Source organism: Paenarthrobacter sp. YIM B13468 (assembly GCF_042788025.1).
Lineage (GTDB): Bacteria > Actinomycetota > Actinomycetes > Actinomycetales > Micrococcaceae > Arthrobacter > Arthrobacter aromaticivorans.
In genome coordinates this window covers 107,981-134,652 of record NZ_JBHZPI010000017.1, presented here as the reverse complement: position 1 = coordinate 134,652, position 26,672 = coordinate 107,981, and the positions used below count along the sequence as shown (strand labels likewise).

The 26,672-nt window shown below is 60.0% G+C and carries 26 protein-coding genes and 1 pseudogene; 13 read left to right on the top strand and 14 right to left on the bottom strand.

What is annotated here, in order from left to right:
* Positions 1-557, bottom strand: a 557-nt coding sequence (locus ACFX4T_RS16755; protein ID WP_377652746.1) for a lycopene cyclase family protein, incomplete at its 3' end; no start/stop codon positions are given.
* A gap of 179 nt (positions 558-736) precedes the next feature.
* Here ACFX4T_RS16755 and ACFX4T_RS16750 point away from each other — a divergent pair.
* Both ACFX4T_RS16750 and ACFX4T_RS16745 read left to right on the top strand, forming a co-directional pair.
* Positions 737-877, top strand: a complete 141-nt coding sequence (locus tag ACFX4T_RS16750) for a hypothetical protein (protein ID WP_377652744.1) — start codon at positions 737-739, stop codon at positions 875-877.
* 115 nt (positions 878-992) lie between these two features.
* Positions 993-1,883 (top strand): PaaX family transcriptional regulator C-terminal domain-containing protein, encoded by an 891-nt coding sequence (locus ACFX4T_RS16745; protein ID WP_377652742.1) that lies wholly within the window; start codon positions 993-995, stop codon positions 1,881-1,883.
* Positions 1,884-1,952: 69 nt separating this feature from the next.
* Here the strand turns inward: ACFX4T_RS16745 and ACFX4T_RS16740 are convergent, their stop codons facing one another.
* The 6 genes from ACFX4T_RS16740 to ACFX4T_RS16715 form a co-directional block, all read right to left on the bottom strand.
* Positions 1,953-3,629, bottom strand: a complete 1,677-nt coding sequence (locus ACFX4T_RS16740) for a thiamine pyrophosphate-binding protein (RefSeq protein ID WP_377652740.1) — start codon at positions 3,627-3,629, stop codon at positions 1,953-1,955.
* On the bottom strand, positions 3,626-4,438 hold the full coding sequence (locus tag ACFX4T_RS16735) for a cyclase family protein (RefSeq protein WP_223945882.1): 813 nt from the start codon (positions 4,436-4,438) through the stop codon (positions 3,626-3,628). Before ACFX4T_RS16735 ends, ACFX4T_RS16740 begins: the two co-directional genes overlap by 4 nt.
* Before the next feature lie 28 nt (positions 4,439-4,466).
* On the bottom strand, positions 4,467-6,044 hold the full coding sequence (locus ACFX4T_RS16730; RefSeq protein WP_377652737.1) for a phytoene desaturase family protein: 1,578 nt from the start codon (positions 6,042-6,044) through the stop codon (positions 4,467-4,469).
* Positions 6,045-6,060: 16 nt separating this feature from the next.
* Entirely contained in the window at positions 6,061-7,821 is a 1,761-nt protein-coding gene (locus ACFX4T_RS16725; RefSeq protein WP_377652735.1) for a flavin reductase, read from the bottom strand.
* A gap of 51 nt (positions 7,822-7,872) precedes the next feature.
* Entirely contained in the window at positions 7,873-9,150 is a 1,278-nt protein-coding gene (locus ACFX4T_RS16720) for a styrene monooxygenase/indole monooxygenase family protein (protein ID WP_377652733.1), read from the bottom strand.
* A gap of 110 nt (positions 9,151-9,260) precedes the next feature.
* Positions 9,261-10,055 carry an SDR family oxidoreductase gene (locus tag ACFX4T_RS16715; protein WP_377652731.1) on the bottom strand — a complete coding sequence of 265 codons (795 nt, stop codon included), beginning with the start codon at positions 10,053-10,055 and terminating at the stop codon, positions 9,261-9,263.
* 331 nt (positions 10,056-10,386) lie between these two features.
* Here ACFX4T_RS16715 and ACFX4T_RS16710 point away from each other — a divergent pair, with 331 nt between their 5' ends.
* Entirely contained in the window at positions 10,387-11,409 is a 1,023-nt protein-coding gene (locus ACFX4T_RS16710) for an AraC family transcriptional regulator (RefSeq protein WP_377652729.1), read from the top strand.
* 76 nt (positions 11,410-11,485) lie between these two features.
* Here the strand turns inward: ACFX4T_RS16710 and ACFX4T_RS16705 are convergent, their stop codons facing one another.
* Positions 11,486-11,677 carry a hypothetical protein gene (locus ACFX4T_RS16705; protein WP_377652727.1) on the bottom strand — a complete coding sequence of 64 codons (192 nt, stop codon included), beginning with the start codon at positions 11,675-11,677 and terminating at the stop codon, positions 11,486-11,488.
* A gap of 308 nt (positions 11,678-11,985) precedes the next feature.
* Between ACFX4T_RS16705 and ACFX4T_RS16700 the strand changes: the two genes are divergently transcribed.
* The 3 genes from ACFX4T_RS16700 (at position 11,986) to ACFX4T_RS16690 (ending at position 13,672) form a co-directional block, all read left to right on the top strand.
* Positions 11,986-12,597, top strand: a complete 612-nt coding sequence (locus ACFX4T_RS16700) for a dihydrofolate reductase family protein (RefSeq protein WP_377652725.1) — start codon at positions 11,986-11,988, stop codon at positions 12,595-12,597.
* 100 nt (positions 12,598-12,697) lie between these two features.
* A complete protein-coding gene (locus ACFX4T_RS16695) occupies positions 12,698-13,156 on the top strand; it encodes a VOC family protein (protein ID WP_377652723.1) in 459 nt (152 codons plus the stop codon).
* 87 nt (positions 13,157-13,243) lie between these two features.
* Positions 13,244-13,672, top strand: coding sequence for a VOC family protein (locus tag ACFX4T_RS16690; protein WP_216923788.1), 429 nt, complete (start codon positions 13,244-13,246; stop codon positions 13,670-13,672).
* A gap of 74 nt (positions 13,673-13,746) precedes the next feature.
* On the opposite strand, the gene ACFX4T_RS16685 is transcribed toward ACFX4T_RS16690, so the two are convergent.
* Entirely contained in the window at positions 13,747-14,730 is a 984-nt protein-coding gene (locus ACFX4T_RS16685) for an Lrp/AsnC family transcriptional regulator (protein WP_377652721.1), read from the bottom strand.
* Positions 14,731-14,830: 100 nt separating this feature from the next.
* On the opposite strand from ACFX4T_RS16685, the gene ACFX4T_RS16680 reads away from it, so the two are divergent.
* Positions 14,831-15,682, top strand: coding sequence for a sigma-70 family RNA polymerase sigma factor (locus tag ACFX4T_RS16680; protein ID WP_377652719.1), 852 nt, complete (start codon positions 14,831-14,833; stop codon positions 15,680-15,682).
* A gap of 407 nt (positions 15,683-16,089) precedes the next feature.
* Here the strand turns inward: ACFX4T_RS16680 and ACFX4T_RS16675 are convergent, their stop codons facing one another.
* Positions 16,090-16,413: a hypothetical protein gene (locus ACFX4T_RS16675; protein WP_377652717.1), complete on the bottom strand. Its 324-nt coding sequence runs from the start codon at positions 16,411-16,413 to the stop codon at positions 16,090-16,092.
* On the opposite strand from ACFX4T_RS16675, the pseudogene ACFX4T_RS16670 reads away from it, so the two are divergent.
* The 3 genes and pseudogenes from ACFX4T_RS16670 to ACFX4T_RS16660 form a co-directional block, all read left to right on the top strand.
* A pseudogene (locus tag ACFX4T_RS16670) lies at positions 16,405-16,647 on the top strand (DUF4304 domain-containing protein); the annotation flags it as partial. The gene ACFX4T_RS16675 and the pseudogene ACFX4T_RS16670 overlap by 9 nt on opposite strands.
* Before the next feature lie 90 nt (positions 16,648-16,737).
* On the top strand, positions 16,738-17,013 hold the full coding sequence (locus tag ACFX4T_RS16665) for a hypothetical protein (RefSeq protein WP_377652751.1): 276 nt from the start codon (positions 16,738-16,740) through the stop codon (positions 17,011-17,013).
* Positions 17,014-17,717: 704 nt separating this feature from the next.
* Entirely contained in the window at positions 17,718-18,473 is a 756-nt protein-coding gene (locus ACFX4T_RS16660) for a class I SAM-dependent methyltransferase (RefSeq protein ID WP_377652715.1), read from the top strand.
* A 77-nt stretch (positions 18,474-18,550) separates the two neighbouring features.
* Here ACFX4T_RS16660 and ACFX4T_RS16655 read toward each other — a convergent pair whose 3' ends face one another.
* A complete protein-coding gene (locus ACFX4T_RS16655; RefSeq protein WP_377652713.1) occupies positions 18,551-18,850 on the bottom strand; it encodes a hypothetical protein in 300 nt (99 codons plus the stop codon).
* A gap of 234 nt (positions 18,851-19,084) precedes the next feature.
* The gene (locus ACFX4T_RS16650) at positions 19,085-19,588 is read right to left on the bottom strand and encodes a T6SS immunity protein Tdi1 domain-containing protein (RefSeq protein ID WP_377652711.1); all 504 of its coding nucleotides are present in this window, start codon (positions 19,586-19,588) and stop codon (positions 19,085-19,087) included.
* 532 nt (positions 19,589-20,120) lie between these two features.
* On the opposite strand from ACFX4T_RS16650, the gene ACFX4T_RS16645 reads away from it, so the two are divergent.
* The gene (locus ACFX4T_RS16645; protein WP_377652709.1) at positions 20,121-20,471 is read left to right on the top strand and encodes a hypothetical protein; all 351 of its coding nucleotides are present in this window, start codon (positions 20,121-20,123) and stop codon (positions 20,469-20,471) included.
* A 200-nt stretch (positions 20,472-20,671) separates the two neighbouring features.
* On the opposite strand, the gene ACFX4T_RS16640 is transcribed toward ACFX4T_RS16645, so the two are convergent.
* On the bottom strand, positions 20,672-22,009 hold the full coding sequence (locus ACFX4T_RS16640) for an HAD family hydrolase (RefSeq protein ID WP_377652707.1): 1,338 nt from the start codon (positions 22,007-22,009) through the stop codon (positions 20,672-20,674).
* Between the two features lie 162 nt (positions 22,010-22,171).
* A complete protein-coding gene (locus ACFX4T_RS16635; protein ID WP_377652705.1) occupies positions 22,172-24,565 on the bottom strand; it encodes an ATP-binding cassette domain-containing protein in 2,394 nt (797 codons plus the stop codon).
* A 249-nt stretch (positions 24,566-24,814) separates the two neighbouring features.
* Here ACFX4T_RS16635 and ACFX4T_RS16630 point away from each other — a divergent pair, with 249 nt between their 5' ends.
* A complete protein-coding gene (locus tag ACFX4T_RS16630) occupies positions 24,815-25,951 on the top strand; it encodes a type III polyketide synthase (RefSeq protein ID WP_216925682.1) in 1,137 nt (378 codons plus the stop codon).
* A complete protein-coding gene (locus tag ACFX4T_RS16625; protein ID WP_377652703.1) occupies positions 25,948-26,667 on the top strand; it encodes a class I SAM-dependent methyltransferase in 720 nt (239 codons plus the stop codon). The genes ACFX4T_RS16630 and ACFX4T_RS16625 overlap by 4 nt, the downstream gene beginning before the upstream one ends.
* Positions 26,668-26,672 lie beyond the last annotated feature (5 nt).

The window sequence follows — 26,672 nt, the reverse complement described above, 5'->3', positions numbered from 1 at the left end:
ATCACACCGAACTCGGTGTCCTTGACGAAGAACTTGAAAGCCTCGAACACCTGGTCCGTGCCCAGCCACATGAACTTGTTGGACCGCGGATCCAGGTCCGGGCCGAACGCGTCCGCGTACTTGGCGCGGATCTGCGAATTCACCCCGTCCGCGGCGAGCACCAGATCATAGTCGGCTTCGAGATCCTCGATGGCCGGGGCCACGGTGGAGAACCGGACATCCACGCCCAACTCCAGGCAACGGCGCTGCAGCAACTCCAGCAACTCCTTCCGGCTCATCGCCGCGAACCCCTGCCCGCCCACCGTCATCATTTCGCCACGGAAATGGATATCAATATCGGACCACCGGGCGAACCGGCGGCTCATGTACTCCGCGACCACCGGATCAGCGTTCCCGATCCCGCCCAGGGTCTCATCGGAAAACACCACACCAAACCCAAACGTGTCACTGGCAGCATTGCGCTCCCACAACGTGATCTCGTGCGACGGATCCAACTGCTTCATCAAAGCCGCGAAATACAACCCGCCCGGGCCGCCTCCAACAATAGCGATCTTCATGCTCATGCTCCTTCTCAAGCCTGGGCTGCGCGGCCGCGTGGGCCAGGGTCCATCTGACGATTGTGAGGATATGTCGATCTATTTACGAGCGTCACTGACGCGATATAAAGTGGTGTTTGGAAGCATGAGGGCGCCGCAAGTGGTGATCCGCTCCGCATCCCCGTACTAAGGAGACAAAGATGTCTGGTTCACGCTCTGATGAGATCAAGGAAAATTCACCCGAACTGACCATGGGCGCTCTGCTCGATGAAGAGTTCCGCTCCGTATTCAACGGGACGACGCCGGTTGCCACACCGTGGGCTGGCCTTATCTTCATTTAGACACCGTTTGAACTAAACCCTGCATGTACATCAGCTAGGGCCGTGAAAAGCGCGTCCAATCGGGGATGTAGCCTAAGACTCTAAGTCCATCCCTAACCAATTGAGGTAGCGCTGAATGGCCAAGGCCGCCGCGCCCGACGTTGCCCCGACGCCGCGCCATCAACACCTGATCGTCACTGTGTATGGCTTGTATGCCCGCCATCAGGACGGCACGTTCGCGATCGCGGACCTCGTGCAGCTCCTCGGGGACCTGGGAGTCGAATCAGCGGGCGTGCGTTCGTCCGTGTCGCGGTTGAAGAAACGCGGAGTCCTGGTCAGCGTGAAACGGGGAAGTTCCGCGGCTTACAAACTTTCGCCGGAACTCGAGGATGTGTTCAGCGCCGGCGACGAACGGATTTTCACTCCCCGCCGTGCAGACAAAGACGACGCCTGGCTCCTTGCCTCCTTCTCAGTTCCCGAGACACAGCGACACCTGCGGCATAAGCTCCGGAGCATATTGACCCGCATCGGCTGCGGCCAGGTGTCTCCTGGGTTGTGGATCGCACCCGGAAATCTTGCGCCCGACGTCGAACACCAGCTGCGGCGGGCCGGGCTCATGGACTATGTGGAACTCTTCAGGGCAACCCACCTGACCGGCGGCCACCTGGAGGAGAAAGTGGGCCAATGGTGGGATCTGCCATCGTTGGAGGCCCTTTATTCGGACTTCATTGCACGGCATCAGCCCGTACTCCGTCGCTGGGAGGACCACGATGAGGAGGCCGGGCAGGCCGAACTGCTGAAGCAGGCCTTCGTGGATTACGTTCCCATGGTCACGCAGTGGCGGAGGCTTCCGTATATGGACCCCGGGCTCCCCGAAGAATACCTGCCGGAAAATTGGCATGGGCTGGCCGCACAGGAGCTCTTCACGAAGCTGCACCAACTGCTAGGTCCGAAGGCCCATGAATATGCGCTGTCCATCGTTGGGTCACCTGCGAAATCAGATGTGCCAGCAGTAACAACTGTGTGAAGTACGCAACCGAGAAAAGGGTTGGGGCAGCATTGCGCCCCAACCCTTTTACAAGGAGCCGTCCCGGGATCAGTGTCCTTGGAAGGCCTCCGCCAGCCACCAGGAGCCACCGTCCGAGGCGATCTTGGCATCGATCACCAGGGGCCGGTCCCGTCCGCCGTCCCTGAAGGCTGCAACCCATTCCCGTACTGGCTGAAGGTCCTCAAGAGTCCTGACTGTCACGCCGTCGGCTCCGTGTCCCCGGGCGATTGCGGCAATATCCGTCTCGGGGAAGGACACGCTCCCCAGTTCCTCTTGCGGGTGGTGTTCGGCGAAGTGGTGGACCTCAGCGCCGTACGCGGCATCGTTGTAGACGATGCAGACCAGCGGCAGCTTCAGCCGTACGGCGGTCTCCAGCTCGCTGATGCCCATCAGGAACCCACCGTCTCCGGCACCCAGGACGGGCAATCGATGTGGTTGCGCTATTGCAGCGCCAATTGCCGTGTAGAGGCCAATGCCAATCGCCTGGAACGCTTGGGTAAAACAGAATCCGAATTCGTCCGGAACCGCCAGGTACTGGCTGGGGTAGCCCATGAAGTTGCCCGAATCCACTGCGAGGATCCTGTCTGCGGGAAGGATTGTATCCAGTTCCCGACTGATCACCCGTGGATCGATCGACGTCGCAGTGCCAAGGTCCGGAGTCTCCACGTCCCGCCACCGCGAACTCTGTTTGATGGCGAGGGCGTTCTGCTCAGTGCGGTACTTTTCCGCCGCTGCAGGCTGGGTCGTCCTGAGCACTTCCAGGGCGTCGTCGGCCGTGAGGGCGGAATCACCCAGCACGCCAAGTGTGATCTGCCTGTTGGCGCCCAACGAGGAATCTTCGACGTCGATCTGGACTACTTTTGTCCCGGTAGAGATCAGCCTGCCGTGACGCATAGTCCACATATTCAGGGTGCAACCCCACCCGACAATCAGGTCCGCTGAGGTAATGAGCTCCGCGGTTAAAGGGGAGGAGAACCCGCCGGAGATGCCCAAATTGTGCGAATCGCCGTTGAACAGCCCATTGGCCACGGCCGAGGTCGCCACGAGTGCCCCCGCATGCCGGGCAAGGGCCAGGATGGAATCCCGGGCGCCCCTGCCGCCGCGGCCCGCTACAAACACGGGCCGTTTCGCATTGGAAATCAGCTCTACCAGCTGGTTCACTGCACGGGTATCCGGACGAAGCCGCACCGGCACAGGCACGACGACGGTACTCACCGTGTCTGCGGCCGTTCCGCTTTGGACATCCAAAGGCAAGCTGAGGACCACGGTCCTGCGCTCATTCACCGCTGTTCGAAATGCCCGCACGGTGTCCGCTACAGCCGTTTCGGGGGAGTGGATCCGTTCCGCCGCGGCCCCTACGCTGCGTGCCAGTGCATCTTGGTCGATCTTGAAGTTGGACCGGATAGCTGCCGCCTGCGTATCGGCCGTCAGCACGATCATGGGTGTTCGGCTCTTGGCAGCTTCCCCGACGCCGGTGATCGCGTTGGTCAGGCCACATCCTTGGTGTGTGGTCACCACGCCCACCTTGCCCGACATCCTGGAGTAAGCATCGGCCATGGTGGCAGCGCCGCCCTCATGGCGGGCCGCGGTGTAGGGAATTCCGGCGTTCATCAAGGTGCTGGTGACGTCGAAGTTGCCGCTTCCCACCACCCCGAAGACGTGGCCGACTCCCAGCTTTGCCAGTGTCTGGCCCACCAGCGTGGAGACCCTTACCTGCTCGCTCATGCGCCGGGCTCCGATGCGGTGCTTTCCGTCTTTGCTGAGTTGTCAACCAGTGCATAAACGCGGCTGGGGCTCCCCGTCCCGCCGACGATGGGCAGGGGTGCAACCACCAGTGTCGCGCCGGTGACAGGGAGGCGATCAACGTTCCGCAGCGACGTCACACCATATTTGTCAGCGCCGAGCAGGAACGAATGGACCGGGAACATCGGATCCAGTGTTGCGGCCTGGCCAGCATCAATGCCGACCGTTTCCACGCCGAAGCCGCTGATGGAGGCGTTTCCGGCGAGCCATTTGGCACCCGCCGCGGAGACCCCGGGTGTGTGGGGGCCGGCGTCGTCAGCGTTCATGAAATCCGATGCGTTACCGCCGCGGGCGGACCAGCCGGTGCGGAAGATGACCCAGCAGTTTTCCGGGAAAGGGCCATGGTCCTGCTGCCACTGCTCGAAGTGTTCGGGTTCCAGCAGGAAGTCGGCGTCCTGTGCAGCTTCGGCGGTCTTGTCAATCACCACAGCCGGCCCCACCAGGCGGTAGGGCTCGATCTGGTCAACGGATTTCCCGTCCTTGCCCGTGATCCAGTGGACGGGAGCGTCCAGATGTGTACCGGCGTGTTCGCCCACCGTGACGTCGTTCCACGCCCAGGCCGGTCCGGCGTCGTCGAAATTGCTGACGGGAGTGAGCGAGAGTCCAACCGTGTTGGCCAAGGGTTGGGGAAGATTCAGAATCGGGGTGTCACCGCTGAGTGGCGTGGTGAGGTCGACGACGTCGATGGCGCCGGATGACAAGGCTGCGGTGAGCTCATTTAGAACAGACATTGTTCTCCTGTCGGGTTGATGTGTGGGTTCATTTCAGTTTCTGGGCAACTAAATGCCCCGATCCGCCGGACAGCCCGGGACCGGGGTGGGTGGAAGCGCCAATGTGCCACAAGCCCTTGACGGGGGTTTTGTGGTTTGCGGCCTGGGGGAAGGGCCGCCAGAGGAGGTTTTGGAAGAGTTCCGCGGATCCGCCGTACGGATCGCCGTTGACGGCATTGGGGTTTTCCGCAGCCAGATCGGTCGGTGCCAGGATGTCCCAGGCCAGGACGGAGGCCCTGGTGCCTGGCGCGAATTGTTCGAGCCTGGTCAGGACGCGTTCCATGTACTGTTCCTTAAGTTCCTGTGTCCAGCCGCCGTCCACGGCGAGCGACCCTGCCGCATCCGCTACCGGCGAGAACGGCACTTCCTGTAACTGCAGCCATAGTGTCGCTTTGCCTGCGGGGGCCCGGGAAGGATCCAGGACGCACTGCTGACCTACGACGACGGTAGGTTCCGTAGGCAACAGCCCCGCCTCGGCTTGGGCGCAAGCAATTGCAGTACTGTCCGAACCGTTGCTCAGGTGAACCAGGGGCACGGAATCCAAACGCGGATCGGTCCATTGGACCGGTTTATCCAAGGCCAGGTGGATCTGCATGGCCCCGCGGCCATTCTGGTAGCGTGCGGCTGCTTCGGCCAACCCGGCTGGTGGCTGGCGCAACAGCTTGGAATACAGCGCCTGGGGCGACACATTTGCGAGCACGGTCTGTGCGCTGACCAGGCCCTTGGAGGTTTTCACGCCTGTTGCACCTTTAGAGCCGACCAGGATTTCCTCGGCTTCTGTGTCCAGCATGATCCGGACGCCTTTATCCCTCAGAAGGGCCTCAAAAGCAGCGATGAAATTCGAGGCCCCTCCTTTGACGACAGGCAGGCCAAAGCTGTGCATGCTCAAGGCCATGACCGGAAGCATGACGCCGCCGGTCGCTTGGTCGGGGCCGAGGCCTGCGTGAAGGAGCCAAGGGGACCAGAGCTGGTCGGTTTGCCATCCGTTGAAGCGGCTGCGGAGATAGTTGCGGCCGCTCATGACGGAATCCCGGACGAAGGCCTCCGTACCCTTGACTTTTCCTCGCTTCAAAGCGCCGGCGGCGATCCTCAGCACGTCTTTGAACGAGCGGAGTTCAGCACCGAACGCACCGAAAATGGTCCCTGCATTGCGGCCGAGGTCCTCCAACATCGCCAGGTAGGCGCCTTCGTCTCCGTTCTCCTGCAACGCAGCTGCAGTGAGTGCCGAGTCGCGATGGGCCATGACCACCCTGTGTTGCCCCGTCTTTGGATCGGCTGCCACGCTGGCCGTCACCGCGCCGTCGGAATTGCAGTATTCCAATCCCCTCGCATGCAGCTCGCTTCCCAAAGCCTGGTAAGCCCCTCCGGAAACGAACAGGGGGTGCCAGGAGGAGAAGGAATCGTGGATGAACCCGGGCAGCGTGCGTTCCGCTGAATGGATGAAGCCGCCCAGCCTGCCACCCCGTTCAATGAGGCAGACGCGCTTCCCGGCCATGGCAAGCTCCGCGGCGGCTACCAGGGAGTTGATCCCCGAACCAATGATGGCAATATCGGTCGAGTCCGTCATGGAGGGCACCGTCATCTCAGAAGTCCGGGTGGTTGGTCGCGGCGTGGTATTGGCCGCTGTGGAACAGGAGTGGTTCCCCTCCAGCATTCTCGTACTTCTCCACCTCGCCTACGTAGATGACATGGTCGCCGGCATCGTGTCGTGAGACGGTGCGGCACTGGAACGTGGCGACGGCGCCGTCCAGCAACGGGATTCCGGCGATTCCCTCGGTGGTTTCCGCGCCGGCGAATTTGTCTGTGGCTGGCGTTGCGAACTGGCGGGAAAGGACGTGCTGGTCACTGGCAAGGATGTTGATGGCAAAGTGCGTGGCGTCCTCGAAGTCCGCCAGGCTGGGAGCACGCTTGCTGGGGCACCACAACACCAGCGGAGGTTCCATGGAAACGGACGTGAAGGAGTTGGCGGTCATGCCCACTTTCCGTCCGTCGACTCCAAGGGTGGTGACTACGGTGACGCCCGTGGCGAATTGTCCGAGTGCGCCCCGGAAGTCCCTCAGGTCAAAAGCTGACGAATCTTCGTCCTTGCGTGCCTGCACAAACTCGGCGGCAGCTGCGGGATCGAACCACCATGGGTAGAACGTGCGTGGATCATCGAATCCTCCGGCGATGCTTGCGGCCAGTGCAGGGTGGTCTGCGGCTTCGGCCAGCACAGCCTGTTGGTGTTCCCGCCGGGGTTTGAGCATGTCATTTGTCCATGCCACCCCCCACTGGCCCCAGCCCCGCCAGAACTCGTCAAAGGTGCGTTCCATCCACTGCTTGTCGAAAGGCTGCTGCCCCCGCCGGATGATGGAATCCAGGTAGTACTTGGCGGCCAGCGTCGCGTTGTTGGACCCTTGACCGGTGAGGGGATCGTTGAGCAGGACGGCGTCGCCCAGGCCGAAGACAAGGTTGCCGTTACCCAGTTCGCCCACTGCTGAACGAACGGTCGGCGTGATCCGGCCCAGGAGTGTTGCACCCTCATCGGTGAGTGTCGCGTTGGCGAAGTTCTTCGCCTCGTGGGGAAAATGTTCTTCCAGGATTTCCAGGGATCGGCTCAGCTGTTCCTCCGGACTTGTAACATCGGTCCACTTATCCATTGGGCCGCCGACTATGCCTTCAAAGACCATCATCTGGCAAGGCCCGGACACTGTGAGTCCGGGAAAGGTAAAAAATTCCCCGACGCCGGGGACTACGGACATGCGAATGCTGTCATTTGTATTGGATTTGTCCATTGAGACCGTATCCAGTGAGTCCGAATCGAGTGAAACATAGTTCAGGGCCAGGACTCTTTGCGGACGGTCGAACGGGGACTTGGCCCTGTCCTTGGGGAAGATCTGGGCGATCTCTCCCTTTCCGGTGCTGACGATAACCAGCTCATAGTCGCGTGCGAGTTCCTCCAGCATGCGCTGCGTGACTTTCTCTATACGGAAATCACCGCCACCAGCCACAAAGGCCTCGATCCAGGCCGCACTCTTGATCCGCTGATCCACCGAGTGGGCGGTTCCCTCAAGGGGTGCCTCCCACTCGATGGCGTCTGAGCCGGGTTCGCCTTCCACACGCAATCGGATGGCGCCGATCCCGGGCACGGCTTCGTCGTCATAAAGCTTGGTCAGGGCGGAGCTCAGCTGCGCTTCGGCGGCGAGGGCTGTGGGGAACATGCATTGGCTGGACATCACCTTGCCGGTGCGGATCTGAGCGGCCGAACGGTCCGAGAACAGGGTGACTTCATACCCCTCCCGTTGCAGGCCCAAGGCCAGTTGAGCGCCGGATTCGCCGGCTCCGATAATTGCGATCTTTCGCATGTCTGGTTTTCCTTCGAGGAACGTTGTTGCCAGGGGGAAGTGGAGCGACTATCAGGTCGCGGGTACGGCTGAGCCCACGCTTGCAAGGTATGCGGCCGCCTTGTCCGGGTCCATGAACCATTCCTGGAAGTCCGGCGGGTTGTTGAAGCCGTTGGCGAAGCGGTGCGCGATTTCGGCCGACTGGCCGGCCGCTCCCAGGAGCGAAAGGACATGCGGGGGAGGAGGAGCCAACAGTGCGTTCGTCCACTGTGCTACGTGCTGGGCATAGTTCCAGTACGTTTCGAAAGTGGCCTGCATGAACGCTGCATCGAAGGCACCTTCGCCGTGTCCCGCAATGCTCTGCAAGTAGGACGCCGCACATTTGCTGGCGTTGTTGGAGCCCTGGCCGGTGATGGGGTCGTTGAGGACTACGACGTCCGCGAGTCCGAGGACCTTCTTGCCGCTCGGAAGCGTCGCGATGGGATGGCGGACCGTGGGTGCGAACCGGCCTTGCAGGAAGCCGTTGGGATCGGTCAGCTCGACGTCGGCCGCCCGGCTGGCTTCCCACGGCAAGTACTGCTTCAGGATGTTCTTGGACGCTTCCAAGTGTTCCCCGGGAGTCAGGCCCTTCCAGCAATCCATCGGGCCGCCCGGAATGCCCTCAAAGACCATGATTTCGCACGGACCTGTGGTGGTGAGGGCCGGGAAGGCAAAGTACTCGCCCACCCCTGGAATCAAGTTGAAGGAAACTGCCGAGTGTTCTGCCCTGGGTTCCATTCCAGTGACGTACGTCAACGCCAAGGCTCGTTGGGGTGCGTCATAGGTGCTGCGCTGGGCATCGCGGGTGAAGAGCTGCGCAATTTCGCCCTTGCCTGCCGCCACAATCACCAGATCGGAGTTAAGGGAGTAGCGTTCCAGTTCCTCCACACCGGCGTCCTCAAACACCAGCTCGCCTCCCTGCGCCACGAACTCTTCCATGAACCTCGGGAACTTGACCCGCTGATCGATGGACTTGGCCGGGTTATCCAGGCGCGATGCCCAGCTGATGGCCTTCTCACCAAGAACTTCCGGATGGGGGATCGTAAACGATATTCCGTCCACGGTGGGAGCTTCAGGCCAGAAGTCCAACCCGAGCGCCCTCTCGTGCTCAAGGGCATCGTGGAAGATGCATTGGCTGGAGGAGACCTTTCCCTCGTGGATTTCTTCGGCGGTGCGGTTGGAGATGGTGGTGACCGCAAATCCTGCTTTGAGCAAGCCGATGCCAAGTTGCAGGCCCGATTGCCCTGCTCCGACGATGGTGATGTGGCGCTGTGTCATAGTGTTGACCTTGTCTTTCTGCTGTCTCTGCATCCGTAAATGATGGGGGAAGATATTTGGCCGGGCCTCGGCGTTCGTTCGGGATGGGTTTGTTCCCAGCCGGGAAGGCCGATGTGCACGAGCTTGATGTCATTCATGTGTCGTCACCTCTTTTCAGCGGCGAGTAATGGGATGGCTTCTTCGGCGCGCTCGGGCCCCAAAGCGGAGTAGCCGCCGTCGACTGCCCAATCAGCTCCTGTCACGAAGCTTGCGGCGTCGCTGGCGAGGAAAGCGACCACGGCTCCGATCTCCTCTGGCCGTCCCACCCGCTTCAGGGCATGGAACGGGGCTGCTACGGAGTCTGTCTTGTCAATGTCGCCGCCGGACAGGGTGTCCATGATGTTGCTCCACACCCACCCAGGGCTGACCGAATTGACGCGAATGCCATCGTCGGCAAGATCTACGGCCATGCTCCGGGTCAGCTGGACCAAGGCGGCCTTGCCCGCAGGGTAGAGCCAGCGGCCTGTCTGGGCAACGGAACTCGAAATCGAGGTGAAGTTGATGATGGCCCCGCGCTGGGATGCCTTGAGGTAAGGGCGTGCCGCGTTGCTTGCCATGACGGCGCTCACCACGTTGATGTTCAGTGCCTGCAGCCAATCGTTCCTGTCCGAAGCCGCACCTTCATCTTTGTAGGTGCAGGCCAGATTGACGAGGATGTCGATACCTCCATGCGAGGCTGCCGTGTCGTTCATGAGCCGGGCTACTGCTGCATCATCTGTGATGTCAGTGAGCGAAAAGCTGATGTCGCTTCCCAACTTGTGGAGCTGCGCGCCGCCGTCGGCGTCTATGTCGGCGACCACAACGGTGGCACCGGCATCGCGCAACGCTACGGCGACGCCTTGGCCGATCTTGGTGGCGCCGCCGGTGATGACTGCGGTCCTGCCCGAGAGTGCTGACATGGCGAAACCTTTCGTAGTGAATCGGTGAGGTGGAAAGTGTCTTATGTACGCATTGACGCTCGTCGCTGCCGACGGACGGCCTATTTCACTGCCTATTTGACAGTGGGCCTCGGCGCGGGCTTCGGATGAGTCCGTTCCCACTCGATTCGGCGGTCATGCACCAGCTTCACGTTCTTCATCTCTGCTCACCCCTTCCATCGGTTTCTTTGCTGCGTTTCTATGACGTGCGTCATACTTGTTCTAAGAGTGACTCTATTCACAGGCAAAAAACGGGTCTATCCGCTTGGCGCAGGGCTCATCCAAAAAACGAAAACCGGGGAAGGAACGCGCAATGGTGAGGATCCTTCCACGTGACGTCCTCAGGGGCCTGCCGACAGTGAGCACGACGGATGTCGATGACGCGCACCAGAAAATCGCTGATTTGTTCTGCGGTCACGACCTCGTTCCGCAGACCCGGGGGACGTCCGTGGACATGAAGCTGCGCTCGTTGCACCGCGGTGATGTTGGCATCGAATTCCTGGACTATGGTGCGGACGTCCGGATCAGTCCGGAAGGACTGGAGAACTTCCATCTGATCCAGATTCCCCTTGCGGGCCACGCACACATGGAGGTGGGCTCATCCTCGGTGGATTCGAGCCCCAAGACCGCGACAGTTCCTCCGATCGACCGTCCGTTCACCATGACGTGGGATCGCGGAACCCCGCATTTGATTGTCTACGTGAGCCGCCTCGCTCTTGCTTCTGTAGCAGCGCAACTCTATGGAGAGGATCCGCAGGGAAATGGTTTGCGGACCAAGGATACCGGCGGCGATCCGGAGACGAGCGTGAAGCTCGGCTATGCGATGGACCTTACTGGCTCTGCCGGCCGGGCGTTCCTGAGGTCGGTCGTCGAACTCCACGACGACATGATCAGCCAGCAGGAAAGAACGGCTCCAACTTTCGTCCAGAAGCTTCTGGCGGACACGATGGTTTCCCGGCTGCTCTTGGCAATGAATCCCGTGACGGAGGCTGACCACTCCAGTCCAGCTTCCGAAAGCCGCCTGATACGACAATTCCGGGAACTGCTGGAACGGCACGCCTCTGAGGAGCTGGGGGTTCCGGATATCGCAGAGAATCTGGGAGTGTCGGTGCGTACCCTGCAACTGGCCCTACGCTCCGAGGTGGGGGCAACGCCGTCGGAGTTGTTGAGGAGGGTGCGCCTGGACCGGGCCCGGGAACTGCTTCTTGCTGCTGCCCCCGGACAGGAGACCATTGTTTCGATCGCAGAGCGCTGCGGTTTCTCCCATCAAGGGCGCTTCTCGGCGCTCTACCTTGACACGTTCGGCGAGCTGCCGTCGGAGAGCCTTCGCCGGTAGCCTCTGCCGTTTTGCGCCAAATACCACCGCGTCCCAATCCCCAATCCATCCGGGAAAGTACGCGACGGCGCTTCTGTCACCGGAACACGCCGAGCTGGATGTTGACGGCAAGCACCACGGAGGCCAGCGCAAGGATTCCCGCGCCTAGCTGCAAGAGGAAGCCGTCCTTGGAACGCCGCAGTCCTCCTGGCGCGTACCGTGGCACCAGGGAGACTGCACTGAAGCTTGTCACCAGTGCAGCGACGACGATGACGCTCAAGCTCAGCATGGCGTCATAACCTTCCCAGGTTTGGCTAACTTCCAGGGCAATACACGACGACCTTGTCGCATGGGGGCTGCCTTTCGCAGACGGACGCATCCACAATATCGTCAATTGTTGACGATAGACAAGCGTTTGCCCTGCCTCCGGTCATTCACGCCCGGATCGCATCCGACGGTGGAGCGTCGACAGAAAACCCCTACCCATCGTGTGCACGCGTCGCTAGTCTGGCTCGCAGTGATGTCGATCCCGGGTCTCCCGATCGGCGTACGGTTGGAGGCGGCATCCGGGTCGCCTCCCATGCGAAGGAGTACATTATGGGAATCCTCTCCGTCGACCTGTTCATCACCCTTGATGGCGTATACCAAGGCCCGGGCGGACCTGATGAGGACCGTGATGGCGGCTTCGAATTCGGCGGCTGGCAGGCGGCATATTCCGATGAGGAAACCGGCCAAGCGATCGTCGCGGGAATCAACCGCATGGATGCGCTGCTCTTGGGACGCAAAACCTACGACATCTTCGCGGGATACTGGCCCTACCGCGCCGATGACCCGATCGCCGACACCTTCAACGCCCTGCCGAAGTTCGTCGTCTCCCGCTCGCTGACGGATCCTGGCTGGGCGGGCACCACGGCGTTGTCCGACGTGGCGGAAGTGGCTGCCCTGAAGGATCGGTTCGAGGACATCCATGTCATAGGCAGCGGCGAGCTCGTGCGGTCCTTGCTGAAGGCCGACGTCGTTGATCGACTGAACCTTTTTCTCTACCCCATCACGCTTGGAGCCGGAAAGAAGTTGTTTCCCGACGGTGCCGGCGTGCCGGCAGCGTTCCGGTTCGCGCAGCCACCGCAGGGGTTCCCAACGGGCGCGGTGGCCCTTGCCTACGAGCGCGCGGGTGTGCCGGTTACGGGCATCGATATCGGAGAAGAGTAGTCAGGATGCCGGCCGCCGTCGGGCATTGTGTGGTGGAACCCACACGACTAGCCTCAGTCGGGGGACAAGTGGTTCCTCGCGATCCTGGAGGACTTGCAGAATGCAGAAGATATCCACCTGTTTGTGGTTCGACGGCCTGGCCGCGGAGGCGGCGGAGTTCTACACGTCGACATTTGATGATTCGTCCATCCTGACATCGATGCCGGGTCCAGACGGACAGGTTCTTACCGTGGACTTTGAAATTGAAGGACGGCAGTTCATGGCCTTGAACGGGGGACCGGCCTTTACCTTCAACGAAGCAGTGTCCCTGGTGGTCAACTGCGACTCGCAGGACGAGGTTGACCGTTACTGGGATGCGCTCTTGGAAGGAGGGGGAGAAGAAAGCCAGTGCGGATGGCTGAAGGACAAATTTGGCTTGTCATGGCAGATCGTCCCGGCCGGGATGCCGAGCCTGTTGAATGGTCCGGATCCAGCAGGTTCCCAGCGGGCAATGGAAGCCGTGTTGAAGATGCGGAAGCTGGATATCAATGTTCTGCAAAAGGCGTACGACGGCGACTGAAAGTTTGGGGGACAGGCGCCTTGGGCGCTGCTAGCATTACCGCACGGTGACGTGCGCACCTATTACAACCATGAGGAGAACTGACTAATGACAACCCGCCTCAACCCATATATCTCGTTCCGCGATAATGCCCGGGACGCAATCAACTTCTACGAGTCCGTCTTCGGTGGCGAACTAACACTCAGCACTTTTGGCGAATTCCAGGCGAGTCAGGACCCAGCCGAAGCGGAGAAGGTCATGCACGCCATGCTGGTGACTCCCAACGGACTAACACTAATGGCCGCCGACACACCCAACGGTATGGACTACAACCCTGGCAATAACATCTCGGTGTCACTCAGCGGCCAGTCCGAGGACGAAGGCGAGCTCCGTGGTTACTGGGACAAGCTGGCCGACGGCGGTACCGTCACCATGCCACTTGAAAGCGCACCGTGGGGTGACACCTTCGGGATGTGTGTGGACAAGTTCGGCATTGCCTGGTTGGTCAATATTGCAGGAGCGCAACAGGAGCAATAGCGGCCGCGCAGGGCAATATGGCCTCGAACGCCTCGTCCGGCTCGCGCTGGACGGGGCATTCGTATGTCCGGTACCTACATGATCCGCCGACCGGAAGGGTCCAGTCTGACACCAACATGCTTAGGCGTACGCAACGCGATGGAGCGATCCATGATCTCCACCGTCGGCAACCTTTCGCCCAGCTGCCGCTCGAGAACGGTCATGTCTTCGAGTCGGCGAAGCCAAACACACATCACGAGCGAGTATGGCCCTCCCGTCATTGCGACGAGACGCACTTCTCCGAGACCGACCAACTTGCCCGCAACTGCCTCCACTTGGGTGGCTGGGACGCGAAGAAAATACCAAACGCTTACGGGCCATGGTGATAGTTTGCGGGCGATTTCCAGCCGGACTACGATTCGATCTTGCGCCAAGGCAGCGTTTAGGGCGCTTTTCGCGCGCGAGGGGCTGATTCCGAGCTGGTGGGATATTTCAGTTATCGAGGCTCGACCATCAGAGCGAAGGATCCGGAACAGGTGGCCCTCCACATCTGTCGATGCGGCCCTGGTGGCGGGACTAGGTTGAGGTGCTTCCCGCTCTATGAGCTTTACCTCGTGATCCTGCAATGAGCGCAACCGCCAACTTCGGGCGTCTGCTACCAGATTGATTCCCACATGGGTTCTTGTACTGCGGATTCCCTTGATGGCGCCCAGACGGTCCAAAATGAACCGGCCAAGGGTCGCCTCGTCGCGGCAAATAACAGAGAGGACCATGTCCCGTCCACCCGCGGTGTGGTCCACTGAGAGGACATCCGGATCGGCCGCTAGTTCGTCGGTCACTGCTGCCAGGCTGGCAGGCGAGCAGTCAACTTCCACAATGGCAAACGCTACTTTGGAACCACTGCCATGGTGGGTCGCTACCCATGCCAGGCCTTCCGCGGACAGGAAATTCCAGCGGCGAGCCAACGTGACTGCGTCGGCCCCGACTACAGGCGCCAAAGCCGTCCACGGTGCCCGAGGTCGGATTTGCAGGGCATGTAAAAGCCTGAGGTCCCGTTCGTCAAAGTCGAAATCCTGCACGGAGCGCCCATTTCCAACAAATTGCCTGCGTTTTGAGTGTGACCAATCACTTGCTGCCTAGATTCTAGGCGTCATCACTCAAACACGTCGGAAGGCAACCATGCTTGTTCCGGTCCTGCCGTCCGGCCGCGTCCAATCCTCCACGACGGCTCAGCAGGTACAAGTTCTTCTAAAACCTGCACAACGTCAGCAGGGGAGGGGAGCCGGCACACACGCGCTACTGGCGGGTGAGAGTGACACATGCCTCCTCGCTGCCGTGCGAGGGGGTGACTCGGGATCCTACGAGGAACTTTTTCGCCGGTACCAAGGCGTGGCCACCCGTGTTGCCCGGACGGAATCGGATAATCCAACGGACGCTGACGATGTGGTCTCCGAGGCGTTTGCATCGATCCTGAAGTCCCTGCTGGAAGGCAGGGGACCGGTGGACTCATTCAGGGCCTATCTGTTGACCACCGTTCGGCGAATGTCGCACCGCCGGAATCTGCAGAGCCGACGAGCATCGGCGACGGTGGATGGCGTTGCGAGTGAGATCGTTGTTTTTAATGGTGATCCTGTTGTTAAAGACTTCGAGAATACGATCCTTCTGCTGGCTTTCCGTTCCCTGCCGTCCCGCTGGCAGACCGTACTTTGGCAGGTGGACGTCGAGGGCATGAAGCCGGCCGCAGCGGCGCGGGCTATGGAACTGACTCCAAACGCTGTTTCATCGTTGCTCATCCGGGCACGGGAGGGTCTCCGCCAGGCGTACTTGCAAAAACACGTGCAGGAATCAGCTACGGACCCCTGCACGGACTTTTCGCGCTACTTAGGTCAATACGCCCGCAATGCCGTGCGCCGGGCCGCCCAGGAGAAAGTTCGCCGACACTTGGACGATTGCCTCCGGTGCACCATGGTATTGGCTGAGTTGGTGGAAGTTCAGTCAAGAATGAAACAGGCCGGCTCCGGCGCTGGATAGGACTGGCCGCGCGCTTCGGCTGCATATTGGGAGTCAACTGCGGTTGCACGCTAGAAGTACGTCGGAAAAACGGAAAAAGCGTAGGCGAGGAGAAAGACATATCCCAAGGCGAATGCGTTCTGCTAAGGCCATCTGGTGCGTCGCAGGGACGTCAGCGAAAGGCATTAATCAACGTTTAGCAGCGTCCCTGCGCATTGAATGTGGGCGTATTCCTCGTTGTGAAGAGGACCGTTCAGCTACTTCGGTGGCCATGGCCCCTCGAGGAGCCGCCTGGCTTCATCGACGATCAACTGACGGACGTGGTGTCAGTCGATGTTCCAAGACGGCATCCACTCGTCCCACTCGCTCACTAGGCCAACGATTGGCCGGAGCGATTCGGGATATCCCAGTTCGCCCCACCCCTCCCATCAAATGATGCGACCCGCGTACTCGGGCTTCAGGGCCCCGTCCACCAGCGCCTGGCAGAGCCATCGGACCAAGTTCCAGCGTTCGGGCGTGGTCTCTGCGGGCGTCGGCGGCGCAATGTTCAACTCGTTCACGACTGCGTTGAACAGCTCATGTGCCTCGCCTTCCTCCCGACGAGTAAGACCGGCAAGGAGTGGCAGAGACGGAGAATCCACGCCATCCAACAGTGCGTTGAGAGCTGTTGCAGTCAACACGTCGGCGCCCACAATGTCCTCGTAAAGGGCTTGCCGGATGGCAAGCACGCGGAGATCCTTTGCATGCGTCATTGGACGAGTTTCGCAGAGGGCACGACTGCGTCGATACATTCGTCTATGCGGACGTCCCCATGCTGGAGAATATCCCGTGTGGAAAGAACGAAATTGGTCGAGTCAGCCTTCGCTGGCGCACTAAGGTTGCGCGGGTTCCGGAAACGGGGCCGCAACTGGTTCCGGACGACATCGGCCGGTGAGTATCAGGTGGTTAATCTTCAAAAGTCCTCGTGGGGGAGCGGTGACTTCTATCTGAACCTGGGTTGGGACTCATCGGTCCCTAGTGGGGAGTTCCGTTCAGAAAATTTCTGCCTTCTGAGCCTTCGAGCCGAAGAAACAGACGTGATCCCGACGATCGATTTTGCTCGACCTGATGGCTTGGTTGCACGAGACCTTCCGGGCACCATCCTGCTCGACGCTGAAATGGGCAGCCGGATCCCCGAGGATGCCTTCCTCGAACAGCTCACTGAGGTTGTCATCAACCCGGTCGCAGACTTCATGGAGAGCACCCCGTCTCTGGTCGATCTGGTTCCGCTGCTGTCTGCCAAGCCTCAGTTTGCTTTCGTGCGGGTGCGGGAGGAGCTTAGCCGCCGAGGATACGAACTGCCGGAGCGTTAGGACAATGGCGGGAACTCATGGCATCCAGAAATCGTGGTCGTCCAGAAACCGATGAACGGGAGGAGGTGCTTCTTACGCCGTCATCCACGCGTAAATCATCACGCCAGACCGCCGGCAGGATCTCGGGTGAGACCGACAGGCCGCCCAAATTCCGCGTAACCACGGGGCAATCCAGCAGATCCCGGCAGGATCAGGGGATGGGACGAATTGATTCATCCGATGAGATACGCAGAGTTCTACTGGTAACGGTGCATATTCGATTCGGAACTATTCAGCGCCGGCCGACGGTGACACGGCCGCCACAGTCTGACCGTTCTCCAGGTCCCAAGAGAATATCAAATAGCCTATTGCCACTTCGTCGTCCCGGTGGCTCGTCTTATTTCCATGTCCCTGCTTCAGGTTGTGCCGGTATCCGATGCCGTAGTCAGCAGCATGATCTTCCTACAAATGCCTCATCGGGAAGGGGCGAAAAAGTGCAAGCCACTTCTGATTGCCTGAGGAAACTAATGGACACGCTGCGTATCAGATTCGGACGTATTGATAGTTCCGAAGGGCCGAACTCGGCGAATGACCGACCGGATCAGCTCGCGCTATCCGCGGCATGCGCGGACGGGTTATCCTTGCGAAAACCATTGGTGCCCGGCTTGCTCCGTTGATGGACTGACGTCCCGCCGTGAGTCTGCTGCGTGACGGAGGTAGTGGTTGTGACGGAATATGATGTGCTTGCCGAGGTGTACGAATGGCTCATCTCGGATGCAAAATTGCCTCCCGCCGAGTTCGTTGCGTCGTTCGATGACGTCCTCAGTCTCCTGCCGTCGAACGCTCATGTCCTCGACTGTTCGTGCGGAACCGGACAGTTGGCGGTTGGCCTCGCCGGTCGTGGCATGCAGGTTGTCGCAACTGACGCCAGCGAAGCTATGGTTCGCCGGACTTCAGAGTTGTCTGAGGAGTTCGGGGCCTCCGTTCGGGCCGTGCGGGCGAATTGGGAAGAGTTGCCCGACCATTTCGAGGACGACACGTTCGACATGGTGTTCTGCGTTGGCAACTCGCTTCACCATGCCGCGGGCGCGACAGGCAGGGGTGCTGCTCTGGAGTCGATGTCACGGCTTCTGCGCCCTGGCGGGCGCTTGGTGCTCACATCCCGCACTTGGGAACTGGTGAGGGCCAGAGGTTCGCGGCTGGACATCTGGGACCGACTCGTCCGCCGGAACGGTCGCGATGCCGTTGTGGTCTACCGCTGGGAGATTGCGCCGCATTGGGAGGATGAGCACCACATCGAGATTGCGATCGCCCAGGTTGATGCGACTGGGCTGGTTCTTGTCCGCTCGGAACTGCTGTCCTGCTGGCCCTACCGGTACGAGGAACTCCAGGTCGAGCTGCACCGGGTCGGACTCCGGACGGAAGTGAGCACGTTCGATCTTGAGGCCGAGAACTACATGGTGGTCGCGAGCAAGGTATAGACACCGGGCTCTCAGTCCCTGGCCGGTCCGCGCGGTTGCTCGCAGGACGCTTGCGCCCTCTCATTGGTGGGGAGCGGTTATCGACCAATTCCGATGGTGTCAGTCATTATCCGCGTCGCCTGGATTCTTGGATAGCGGGACCAGGGTTCGGCGGCCGCTGCGGAGTGTTTCTGGGTGACTTGGTAGCTGTAACCGAGCATTTCGGCCACCAGCGGGGCTGGCACTTCCTTCACGAGGGCGCGGAGGGATGCATTGCGTGCGCCCAAGAGGTCGATGCCGATTTCCCGGAGACGTTCCATGAGCGTGTTGGGGTGGATGTGTTGCCCGGGCCGGTATCCGGGAAACAGCCATTCGCTGTGATGGCCTGCGTCTGTCACTCGCGGAAGGAGATCCAGCGCCCGTGCCCGAACCGTTCGCCTCACTGCTAACAGAACACCTGGCCGCGGCTTCAAGTGAGGTGGCAACGAGCGGAGGAGGTGTGATCGTGCATCAGATGCAATAATCACTGTTCTACTTTACATAATGTAGATTATCGGCGTTGAAACTACGGAAGTAGAAGTAGCTGCAAGAACTCCCGTCGAATCGCGAACTTGGAGGACGGAGATCGGCTGCTAAGCCAGTGAAATGCCGCTAATCGGCGTTCCCGGTGGAAGGTCTCGAACCTGGCTGTGAATTTGCCCCGTGAGGTTGAGGGCAACGACAAAGTCGCTCACTTCGACGTTGCTCAGTTCGGTCGCACCGCCGAGAACCGGCGGGATTTCGAACCCGTAAACCTCGGAGGCACCTGGCTTCAGCCCTGCTTCGTCAGCAGCTTTCGCCAGTCCGATCATGAGGTACTGATCCTGGCCCTCCCGAGTATTCAAGGACTCCGAGAATTCCTGTTCTGTGGACCAGCCATGATTCAACTCGCCGCCAACTACGTCAAGAAACCAGAACCCATCGGCGCTTTGAAAGAAAACATCCCCAAAGGGTGATGTGAACAACGGCCGTTTCCCAGCTAGGTCGAGAAATGCCCAAGACTCGAGCGCAGCAACGTAGGCATCAGCGGGAAAGCGTCGGATTGGTTCCATGCTCTGACAGCACTTGAAGCGGCGCCCGCTCACCGCGTCCACCATGCACAAGATTTCAGCCGCCGCTAGAGAGCGAGAAGGATTCAGAGCGGGGCAACTCCCGTCCCATGGACACCCGTGCATGCCAGCCAGGTAGTGGAAGTAGAACTGGCCGCCTGACTGACCGCTCCCTGCCAGCTGCTCCCCGCCGATGTCAGCGCGCTCGGGTGACTTGCGTCCGCCGCAAATTCATCGAAAGTCTCGTCCGGGAGTGCCCGGTAGAAATATCCAGCAAACCGCGGACTGGCATTAAAAATTAAAGTCGGTATGGTGATGGTAGATAGCGTTTAGAAAGGCGTGATTCCAGTGTCTGGTAAGTCTCCGAGAAATGTTGGGGCCAAAAAAGCGGGGAAATCTATCCTTGAAAAAAGAGCTGCCAAACGGGCAAAAAACGGTACCAGGGAAAATCTCTTCCAAAAACCGCGTAAAAACCAACGGTGATACGTCGCCCTTACGGTCTGTCTTGGTAGTGGAGCTGGCACCGGAGGTACGACGGTGTCTGAGAATGCCGCCAGCCCAGAAATGGAAGGGATGAATTATGTATTGGGAACGCATTGCCCTGATTGTCCCCGCTCCCCTTAGGCAGCCCGTCCGCGTCGAAAGGATCGAGGCGACATTGCTTATCCGGCAAAGGCTGCTTGAAGGAAACGTCAAAGCAATTACCTGCAACGATTGGCGCGTTTATTTGAACGACGAGGCAGGGTCTATTCCGTTGCCCCTGAATTCCCGGGCCGAGGTTTTGCTCCGCGAAGCGGGCCTGGAGATCGAACAGCCCGTCAGGGGAACAGCTGTTCTTCTTGGCCATGACGCCCACGGCGAGGAGAAAGATGCACCCCCTCATTTACTCCGGCTGGCGGAGCAACTTTTCGATACGGCTCTTGCCCCGTAGCCACAGGGAGATAACTGCCGCTTCGAGGTCGGTCAGCGGCTAAGGCCCTTACAGATGGAATTCCATCTGTAAGGGCCTTTCCTACGTTTCGCGCCAGCTCAAAGGAGGCTTATGCCATGCAACGGTATGGGCGCTCAGAGTCAGCCTGGGAAGCCTGAAATAGGACCCTTCGCAACAGAAGATGGTATCCGGAAATCCCCTCAGTGGACACGGTCCACCTGGTCCGGGATGAGGCTGCCGTCCTCGCGCACCACCGGCCCCTTGCTGCCGTCCGGGTTGGCGTAGGCCTTGGTGGCGCATGGATACGGCTCGCTACGCTGTGGTTTGGGGTCGATGAACATTGGCGTGATGAGCCACTTGCCGTCCTCGTTGTCGTACGCGCGGCACATGATCTCGGCGTTGTTCCGGTTCACCACCAGCCTGGCTTCGGTGGCGTCGGCAACGAAGGTTACGTCCGTGCCGGAGTCACCGGCGGCCAGGATCTGGCGGCGTTCGGCAGGCAGCTGCTCAAAGGCTGAAGGACCCTCGACGCCGAAGATCACCTGATTGGCCCAGCAACGTTTTCCCTCGATGTAGGTCATGACTGAATCTTCGCCGTCGGGTATTCCGCCGCAGCCTTTCAGGTGGGAAGTTTGGATGCCGTCCTCGTATACGCTGCGGACGCCTACGACGTGCCCGGCGTCGATGCCGACCTCGCCAGCCCATGCCTTGACCACCGGCTCTGGCGAAGCGGAGACCACCCAGGTTTCGATGCCGTGAGCCTGAAGGACGCCGATGAGGTCCTTGATCTGTGGGTATATCCGGATGTAACCGTCCACCTGCTGGCTTCCAACGGTCTGCATGCTACCTTGTGCTGCCAGCAGGTTCTCCTGCTTCATCGAGAGAGCGAACTGGCCGAGTTGCTCCTCGGTATATCCAGCAGACAGGGCCGTACCCCAGGCGTAGGCGCCTATGAGGTGGCGGGCATTGAAGCCCTCAAAAGCCGGTTCGCCGGAACGCGTCTTGTCCTCAAGGATGGCGAGGATTTCATCGGCACACTCCGTGTTGATGCTGGTCTTGAGCGGTTGGCCTGCGGGCGTGTCGGTACCGCATGCCGCTGTCAGCGCTCTCGCTGCAGCATCTGTCAGGTAACGGTTTGTGCTCTTCCAATCCTTATTGGCCGGTTGCAGGACTTTGTCGTGCCTGAGCATCCAAAAATTCGTGCCGTAGCCAATGTCGTTCTTTACTACCGTGTTGTCCCAGTCAAAGATCGCCACTGGAGCTTTGTCGCCGCGGGCTGTTCCGGTGCAGCTGCTGTGGGCGTCAATGGTCTTTTGTAATTGCCCACGGACCTCGCTTGGCCATGCCAGTTGAGCGTCAAGTTGGCGGCATTCGGCTGCTGGCTGAGTGTTGGTGGCAGGAGCTGTGGCGCACGACGTTGCCGACATGAGGGTCGCCACTACGGCCGCGGTGGTCGCAAATCGGAAATACTGTTTCCTGCGGGATTCCTTCCTGCGGTTGTTGTCATCCTTGACTAACCCTAACGAAAATGTGGACATGCTTCCCCCGATTCTCAAGATTCTCAATGGTCTGTAAGTAGTCCAAAGTTCTGAGTAAGTGTGTGCCACATCACGAGTACTAGTCAAGAGATAGAGGTGAATTGCTAATAATAAGACCACTCTGATAACGCCGTATTGGCATGTTTTCATGCCATGTAAGGGTCAGGCGTCGACGTAAACCGCCAAGTGCTTGCCGGTCAGCGTCGAGCGGTCGGCCACCAGATCAGCGGGCGTGCCAGAGAAAACGATCTTGCCACCATCGTGTCCGGCGCCCGGTCCGAGGTCGATAATCCAGTCCGCATGTGCCATGACGGCCTGGTGATGTTCGATGACAATGACGGACTTTCCCGACTCGACCAATCGATCCAGCATGCCGAGCAAGTTCTGGACGTCGGCTAGATGGAGCCCCGTGGTCGGCTCGTCCAGGATGTAGATGTCGCCTTTCTCCGACATTTGCGTAGCAAGCTTGAGCCGCTGGCGTTCCCCGCCAGACAGCGTAGTGAGCGGCTGTCCAAGCGTCAGGTAACCGAGCCCGACGTCGGCGAGGCGGTCCAGGATCTTGTGTGCGGCCGGTGTGCGTGCTTCCCCTTCGCCGAAGAAGGTCTCAGCCTCGTTGACAGACATTGCAAGCACCTCTGCAATATTGCGTCCGCCAAGCTTGTACTCCAATACCGAGGCCAGGAAGCGCTTCCCTTCGCATTCCTCACACGTTGATTCCACCGTCGCCATGACGCCCAGATCTGTGTAAATGACGCCGGCGCCGTTGCAGGTGGGGCACGCGCCCTCCGAGTTTGAACTGAAGAGCGCCGGTTTCACATTGTTGGCCTTGGCGAATGCCTTGCGTATGGGTTCAAGGAGCCCGGTGTAAGTTGCAGGATTGCTCCGGCGGGAACCGCGGATGGCACCTTGGTCGATCACCAGGACGCCGTCACGTTTGGCCACCGACCCGTGAATCAGCGAGCTCTTGCCCGATCCGGCCACACCCGTGAGTACACACAGCACGCCCAGTGGAATATCAACGTCCACGTTTTGAAGATTGTTGGTGGAAGCTCCCCGGACCTCAAGGGTGCCGGAAGCTGTCCGTACCTGCTCTTTTATGGATGCGCGATCGTCGAGGTGGCGCCCAGTGATGGTGTCACTCCCCCGCAGCCCGTTCAGATCGCCTTCGAAGCAGACCGTGCCGCCGCCCGTGCCTGCACCAGGACCGAGATCCACGACGTGGTCAGCGATCGCAATCGTTTCGGGCTTGTGCTCGACTACCAGCACGGTGTTGCCTTTATCGCGCAACTGCAGCAGCAACTGGTTCATACGCTCGATGTCATGCGGATGCAGGCCGATAGTTGGCTCGTCGAAGACATAGGTGATGTCCGTCAGGGATGAGCCCAGATGCCGGATCATCTTGGTTCGCTGCGCCTCTCCCCCGGACAAGGTACCGGCAGGCCGATCGAGGGACAGGTATCCGAGTCCTATCTCGGCGAAGGAGTCCAAGAGGTGCTGCAGTCCCTTGAGAAGCGGAGCCACGGAGGGTTCATTGATTTCCCGGATCCATACAGCAAGGTCACTGATCTGCATCGTGCATACATCCGCGATGCTCTTGCCTCTGATCTTGGAAGAACGTGCCTCCGGGCTCAACCTGGTGCCCTCACACTCCGGACAGGTGGTAAAGGTGATAGCCCGCTCCACGAAAGCCCGGATGTGTGGTTGAAGTGCGTCAACGTCCTTGGAGAGCATCGACTTCTGGATTTTTGGGATGACGCCTTCATAGGTGAGGTTGATACCTTCGACCTTGATTTTGGTCGGTTCCCGGTAAAGGAGGTCGTGGAGCTCCTTTTTGGTGAACTTGGCAATTGGCTTATCCATATTGAAGAAGCCTGAACCGCTGAAGATCCGGCCGTACCAGCCATCCATCGTGTACCCGGGAATAGTGAGCGCGCCCTCGTTCAAGGACTTGGTGTCGTCATACAGCGCGGTGAGATCGAAGTCGTTGACTGAGCCCATTCCCTCGCATCGCGAGCACATGCCGCCCAGACGGTTGAAGGTGGCCTTCTCCGTTTTGGTTTTGCCCTCGCCGCGATCGACCGTGATGGCCCCGCTGGCCTTTACGGTTGGCACGTTGAACGAGTACGCGTTCGGCGATCCGATGTGGGGCTGCCCGAGCCGGCTGAAGAGAATACGAAGCATGGCGTTGGCATCAGTCGCAGTACCCACGGTCGAGCGCGGATTTGAGCCCATCCTCTCCTGGTCCACGATGATGGCCGTTGTCAGGCCTTCCAGCATGTCCACGTCCGGCCGCGACAATGAAGGCATGAAGCCCTGAACAAAAGCGCTGTATGTCTCATTGATCATTCGCTGGGACTCTGCTGCGATGGTGCCAAAGACCAACGAACTTTTGCCCGAGCCGGAGACACCCGTGAACACCGTGAGGCGACGTTTAGGGATCTCGACACTGATGTCCTTGAGGTTGTTCTCGCGCGCACCCTGCACCCGTATGAGGTCGTGGGTGTCTGCTACGTGCGACGCAGGAGACTGTGTGTCGGTGCTCGTGGCAATGCTCATGATCTCTCCATCTGTTAGGCGGCAACTGCTGGCCGACATCTGTTGGTCGGTGCTGCCCAACAGTCCCCCGTCGGCACCGCCTGCCCGTACTACCAACCTCGGTCAGTACGTCAAATTCTCGTTCGTCGTCGCGAATGCGGCAACGGTCATTGACCACACTAACGGCCTCTGCCGCAGGCCATTGGGAGGACGCGAAGCCTGAGCGGCTCCAACCATTGTCATCAGCCGCCGACTCGCTAAGAATGAAGCATGCCGGTATACATGAGGTCCCTCGAAACCGCAGTTCCGCCAACCATCCTCGTGCAGTCGCAGGCACGCGACGTCTTCGCAGCTCAACCAGGCCTGACAAGGCTCGGATCGCGGTTGGTATCCACTTGCTTCGACTCAGCTGCAATAGATACCCGATATACCGCGGTGGAAGAGCTGAGCCTCGACGCGCATCCGGAAAATCCACGATTCTTTGACCCCTCGACCAATCAAGTGCTGAGCCCCAGCACCAAAGTCCGGAACGAGATTTTTGCCACGGAGGCCACCAAGCTCTTTATCGAGTCCGGCAAGGCTGCGGTAGCACGCGTGCCGGACATCGACCTCGATGACATTACTCATGTCATCACGGTGTCCTGCACGGGATTCTTCAACCCTGGTCCCGACTACAAGGTCGTCCGGGCGCTGGGACTGAACCCCGCCGTGCAGCGTTACCACCTCGGCTTCATGGGGTGCTATGCCGCGTTTCCAGCCCTGAAGGCAGCCAAGCAGTTCTGCCTGGCAGATCCAGCCGCGGTCGTACTGGTTATCTGTGTGGAACTTTGTTCGCTACACGTGCGTACATCCAACGACCCCGACACCATCATGGGTTCGGCCATCTTCGGTGACGGTGCTGCCGCGGCCATTGTGACGTCCAAGGAACCCCAAGGGCCCGAACCGGTGATCAGGCTGGACCACTTCGAAACGGTCCTCACCCCCGTTGGTGAAGAGGCAATGGCCTGGAATATTGGCGACGAGGGTTTTGAAATGGTCTTGGGTTCCTATGTGCCCCACATCATCGAGGAGCACATCACCGGGGCGTTGGAGCCGTTGCTCGCGAAAGAGCCGCGACTGGCAGAACTCCCCTATCGCGATATAACGCACTGGGCCATTCACCCCGGTGGGCGCAGCATTCTGGACAAGGTCGAATCCAAGCTCGAACTCACCGCAGAGCAACTGGTCCCAGCAAGGGAAACACTCAGGGAATACGGCAACATGAGTAGCGCCACCGTGCTCTTTGTCTTGAAGTACATGCTCGGGCAGCCGGCAAACCAGCGGGAGGAACCAATCTGCTCCATGGCGTTCGGTCCCGGCCTCACGGTGGAGACTGGCCTCTTTACATTGGTCTCTCCCACCCTGTGAGCCCGTGGGGATCCCTGAAAGACAGGGACGTGGATGCCATCGAGGACATGGACCGGCCTGATTGTGACCTCCGGCGCCTGGATCGCAGTTACGCCCGCTTCCCCGCGGTTAACCGACTCCTTTCCGGATGGCACCGGACGTACCGTGATCGCTTCCGTCCACTTCTCGCAGTTCGTGGCACGGCGTCGGTTCTGGACATCGGGTGCGGTGGTGGGGACGTCGCCCGAAGCCTGGCCGGATGGGCCGCCAAGGATGGATATACGCTGAAGGTAACTGCCATAGACCCTGACGAACGGGCATACAATTTTGCGACCCGGGCGCCAGCGATCGAGGGCGTCACCTACCGGCAGGCGCACAGCACCGATCTTGTCGCGGAGGGCAGGAGGTTCGATATCGTCCTCTCGAATCACATCCTCCACCATCTCGATGCTGACCAACTCGCCGGAGTTTTGAAGGACTCAGAAGTACTGTGCCGGAAAGTAGCCCTCCACAATGACCTCAAGCGGAGCAACATCGCATACCTTCTCTTCGCGGCCGGCTTCTGGCCTTTGGGCGTTGGCTCTTTCATCTGCGGTGACGGTTTGGTCTCGATAAGGCGCAGCTTCACTTCCCGGGAGCTCCAGGCGGTGGCCCCGGAAGGATGGAGGGTGGATCCGAACGGACCCTGGCACAACCTGCTCGTCTACGAGCCTGCCGGCAATGGATCCCGGAGATGAGCGCC

Excerpts from the sequence above, each read along its gene's own strand:
- ACFX4T_RS16645 (WP_377652709.1), top strand. The coding sequence starts at position 20,121 with ATGTATTGGGAACGCATTGCCCTGATTGTCCCCGCTCCCCTTAGGCAG.
- ACFX4T_RS16680 (WP_377652719.1), top strand. The coding sequence starts at position 14,831 with ATGCTTGTTCCGGTCCTGCCGTCCGGCCGCGTCCAATCCTCCACGACG.
- ACFX4T_RS16630 (WP_216925682.1), top strand. The coding sequence starts at position 24,815 with ATGCCGGTATACATGAGGTCCCTCGAAACCGCAGTTCCGCCAACCATC.
- ACFX4T_RS16690 (WP_216923788.1), top strand. The coding sequence starts at position 13,244 with ATGACAACCCGCCTCAACCCATATATCTCGTTCCGCGATAATGCCCGG.
- ACFX4T_RS16720 (WP_377652733.1), bottom strand. The coding sequence starts at position 9,150 with ATGCAGAGACAGCAGAAAGACAAGGTCAACACTATGACACAGCGCCAC.
- ACFX4T_RS16735 (WP_223945882.1), bottom strand. The coding sequence starts at position 4,438 with ATGTCTGTTCTAAATGAGCTCACCGCAGCCTTGTCATCCGGCGCCATC.
- ACFX4T_RS16750 (WP_377652744.1), top strand. The coding sequence starts at position 737 with ATGTCTGGTTCACGCTCTGATGAGATCAAGGAAAATTCACCCGAACTG.
- ACFX4T_RS16740 (WP_377652740.1), bottom strand. The coding sequence starts at position 3,629 with ATGAGCGAGCAGGTAAGGGTCTCCACGCTGGTGGGCCAGACACTGGCA.
- ACFX4T_RS16730 (WP_377652737.1), bottom strand. The coding sequence starts at position 6,044 with ATGACGGACTCGACCGATATTGCCATCATTGGTTCGGGGATCAACTCC.
- ACFX4T_RS16635 (WP_377652705.1), bottom strand. The coding sequence starts at position 24,565 with ATGAGCATTGCCACGAGCACCGACACACAGTCTCCTGCGTCGCACGTA.
- ACFX4T_RS16675 (WP_377652717.1), bottom strand. The coding sequence starts at position 16,413 with ATGACGCATGCAAAGGATCTCCGCGTGCTTGCCATCCGGCAAGCCCTT.
- ACFX4T_RS16700 (WP_377652725.1), top strand. The coding sequence starts at position 11,986 with ATGGGAATCCTCTCCGTCGACCTGTTCATCACCCTTGATGGCGTATAC.
- ACFX4T_RS16710 (WP_377652729.1), top strand. The coding sequence starts at position 10,387 with ATGGTGAGGATCCTTCCACGTGACGTCCTCAGGGGCCTGCCGACAGTG.
- ACFX4T_RS16725 (WP_377652735.1), bottom strand. The coding sequence starts at position 7,821 with ATGCGAAAGATCGCAATTATCGGAGCCGGCGAATCCGGCGCTCAACTG.
- ACFX4T_RS16715 (WP_377652731.1), bottom strand. The coding sequence starts at position 10,055 with ATGTCAGCACTCTCGGGCAGGACCGCAGTCATCACCGGCGGCGCCACC.
- ACFX4T_RS16745 (WP_377652742.1), top strand. The coding sequence starts at position 993 with ATGGCCAAGGCCGCCGCGCCCGACGTTGCCCCGACGCCGCGCCATCAA.
- ACFX4T_RS16705 (WP_377652727.1), bottom strand. The coding sequence starts at position 11,677 with ATGCTGAGCTTGAGCGTCATCGTCGTCGCTGCACTGGTGACAAGCTTC.
- ACFX4T_RS16650 (WP_377652711.1), bottom strand. The coding sequence starts at position 19,588 with ATGGTGGACGCGGTGAGCGGGCGCCGCTTCAAGTGCTGTCAGAGCATG.
- ACFX4T_RS16640 (WP_377652707.1), bottom strand. The coding sequence starts at position 22,009 with ATGTCCACATTTTCGTTAGGGTTAGTCAAGGATGACAACAACCGCAGG.
- ACFX4T_RS16695 (WP_377652723.1), top strand. The coding sequence starts at position 12,698 with ATGCAGAAGATATCCACCTGTTTGTGGTTCGACGGCCTGGCCGCGGAG.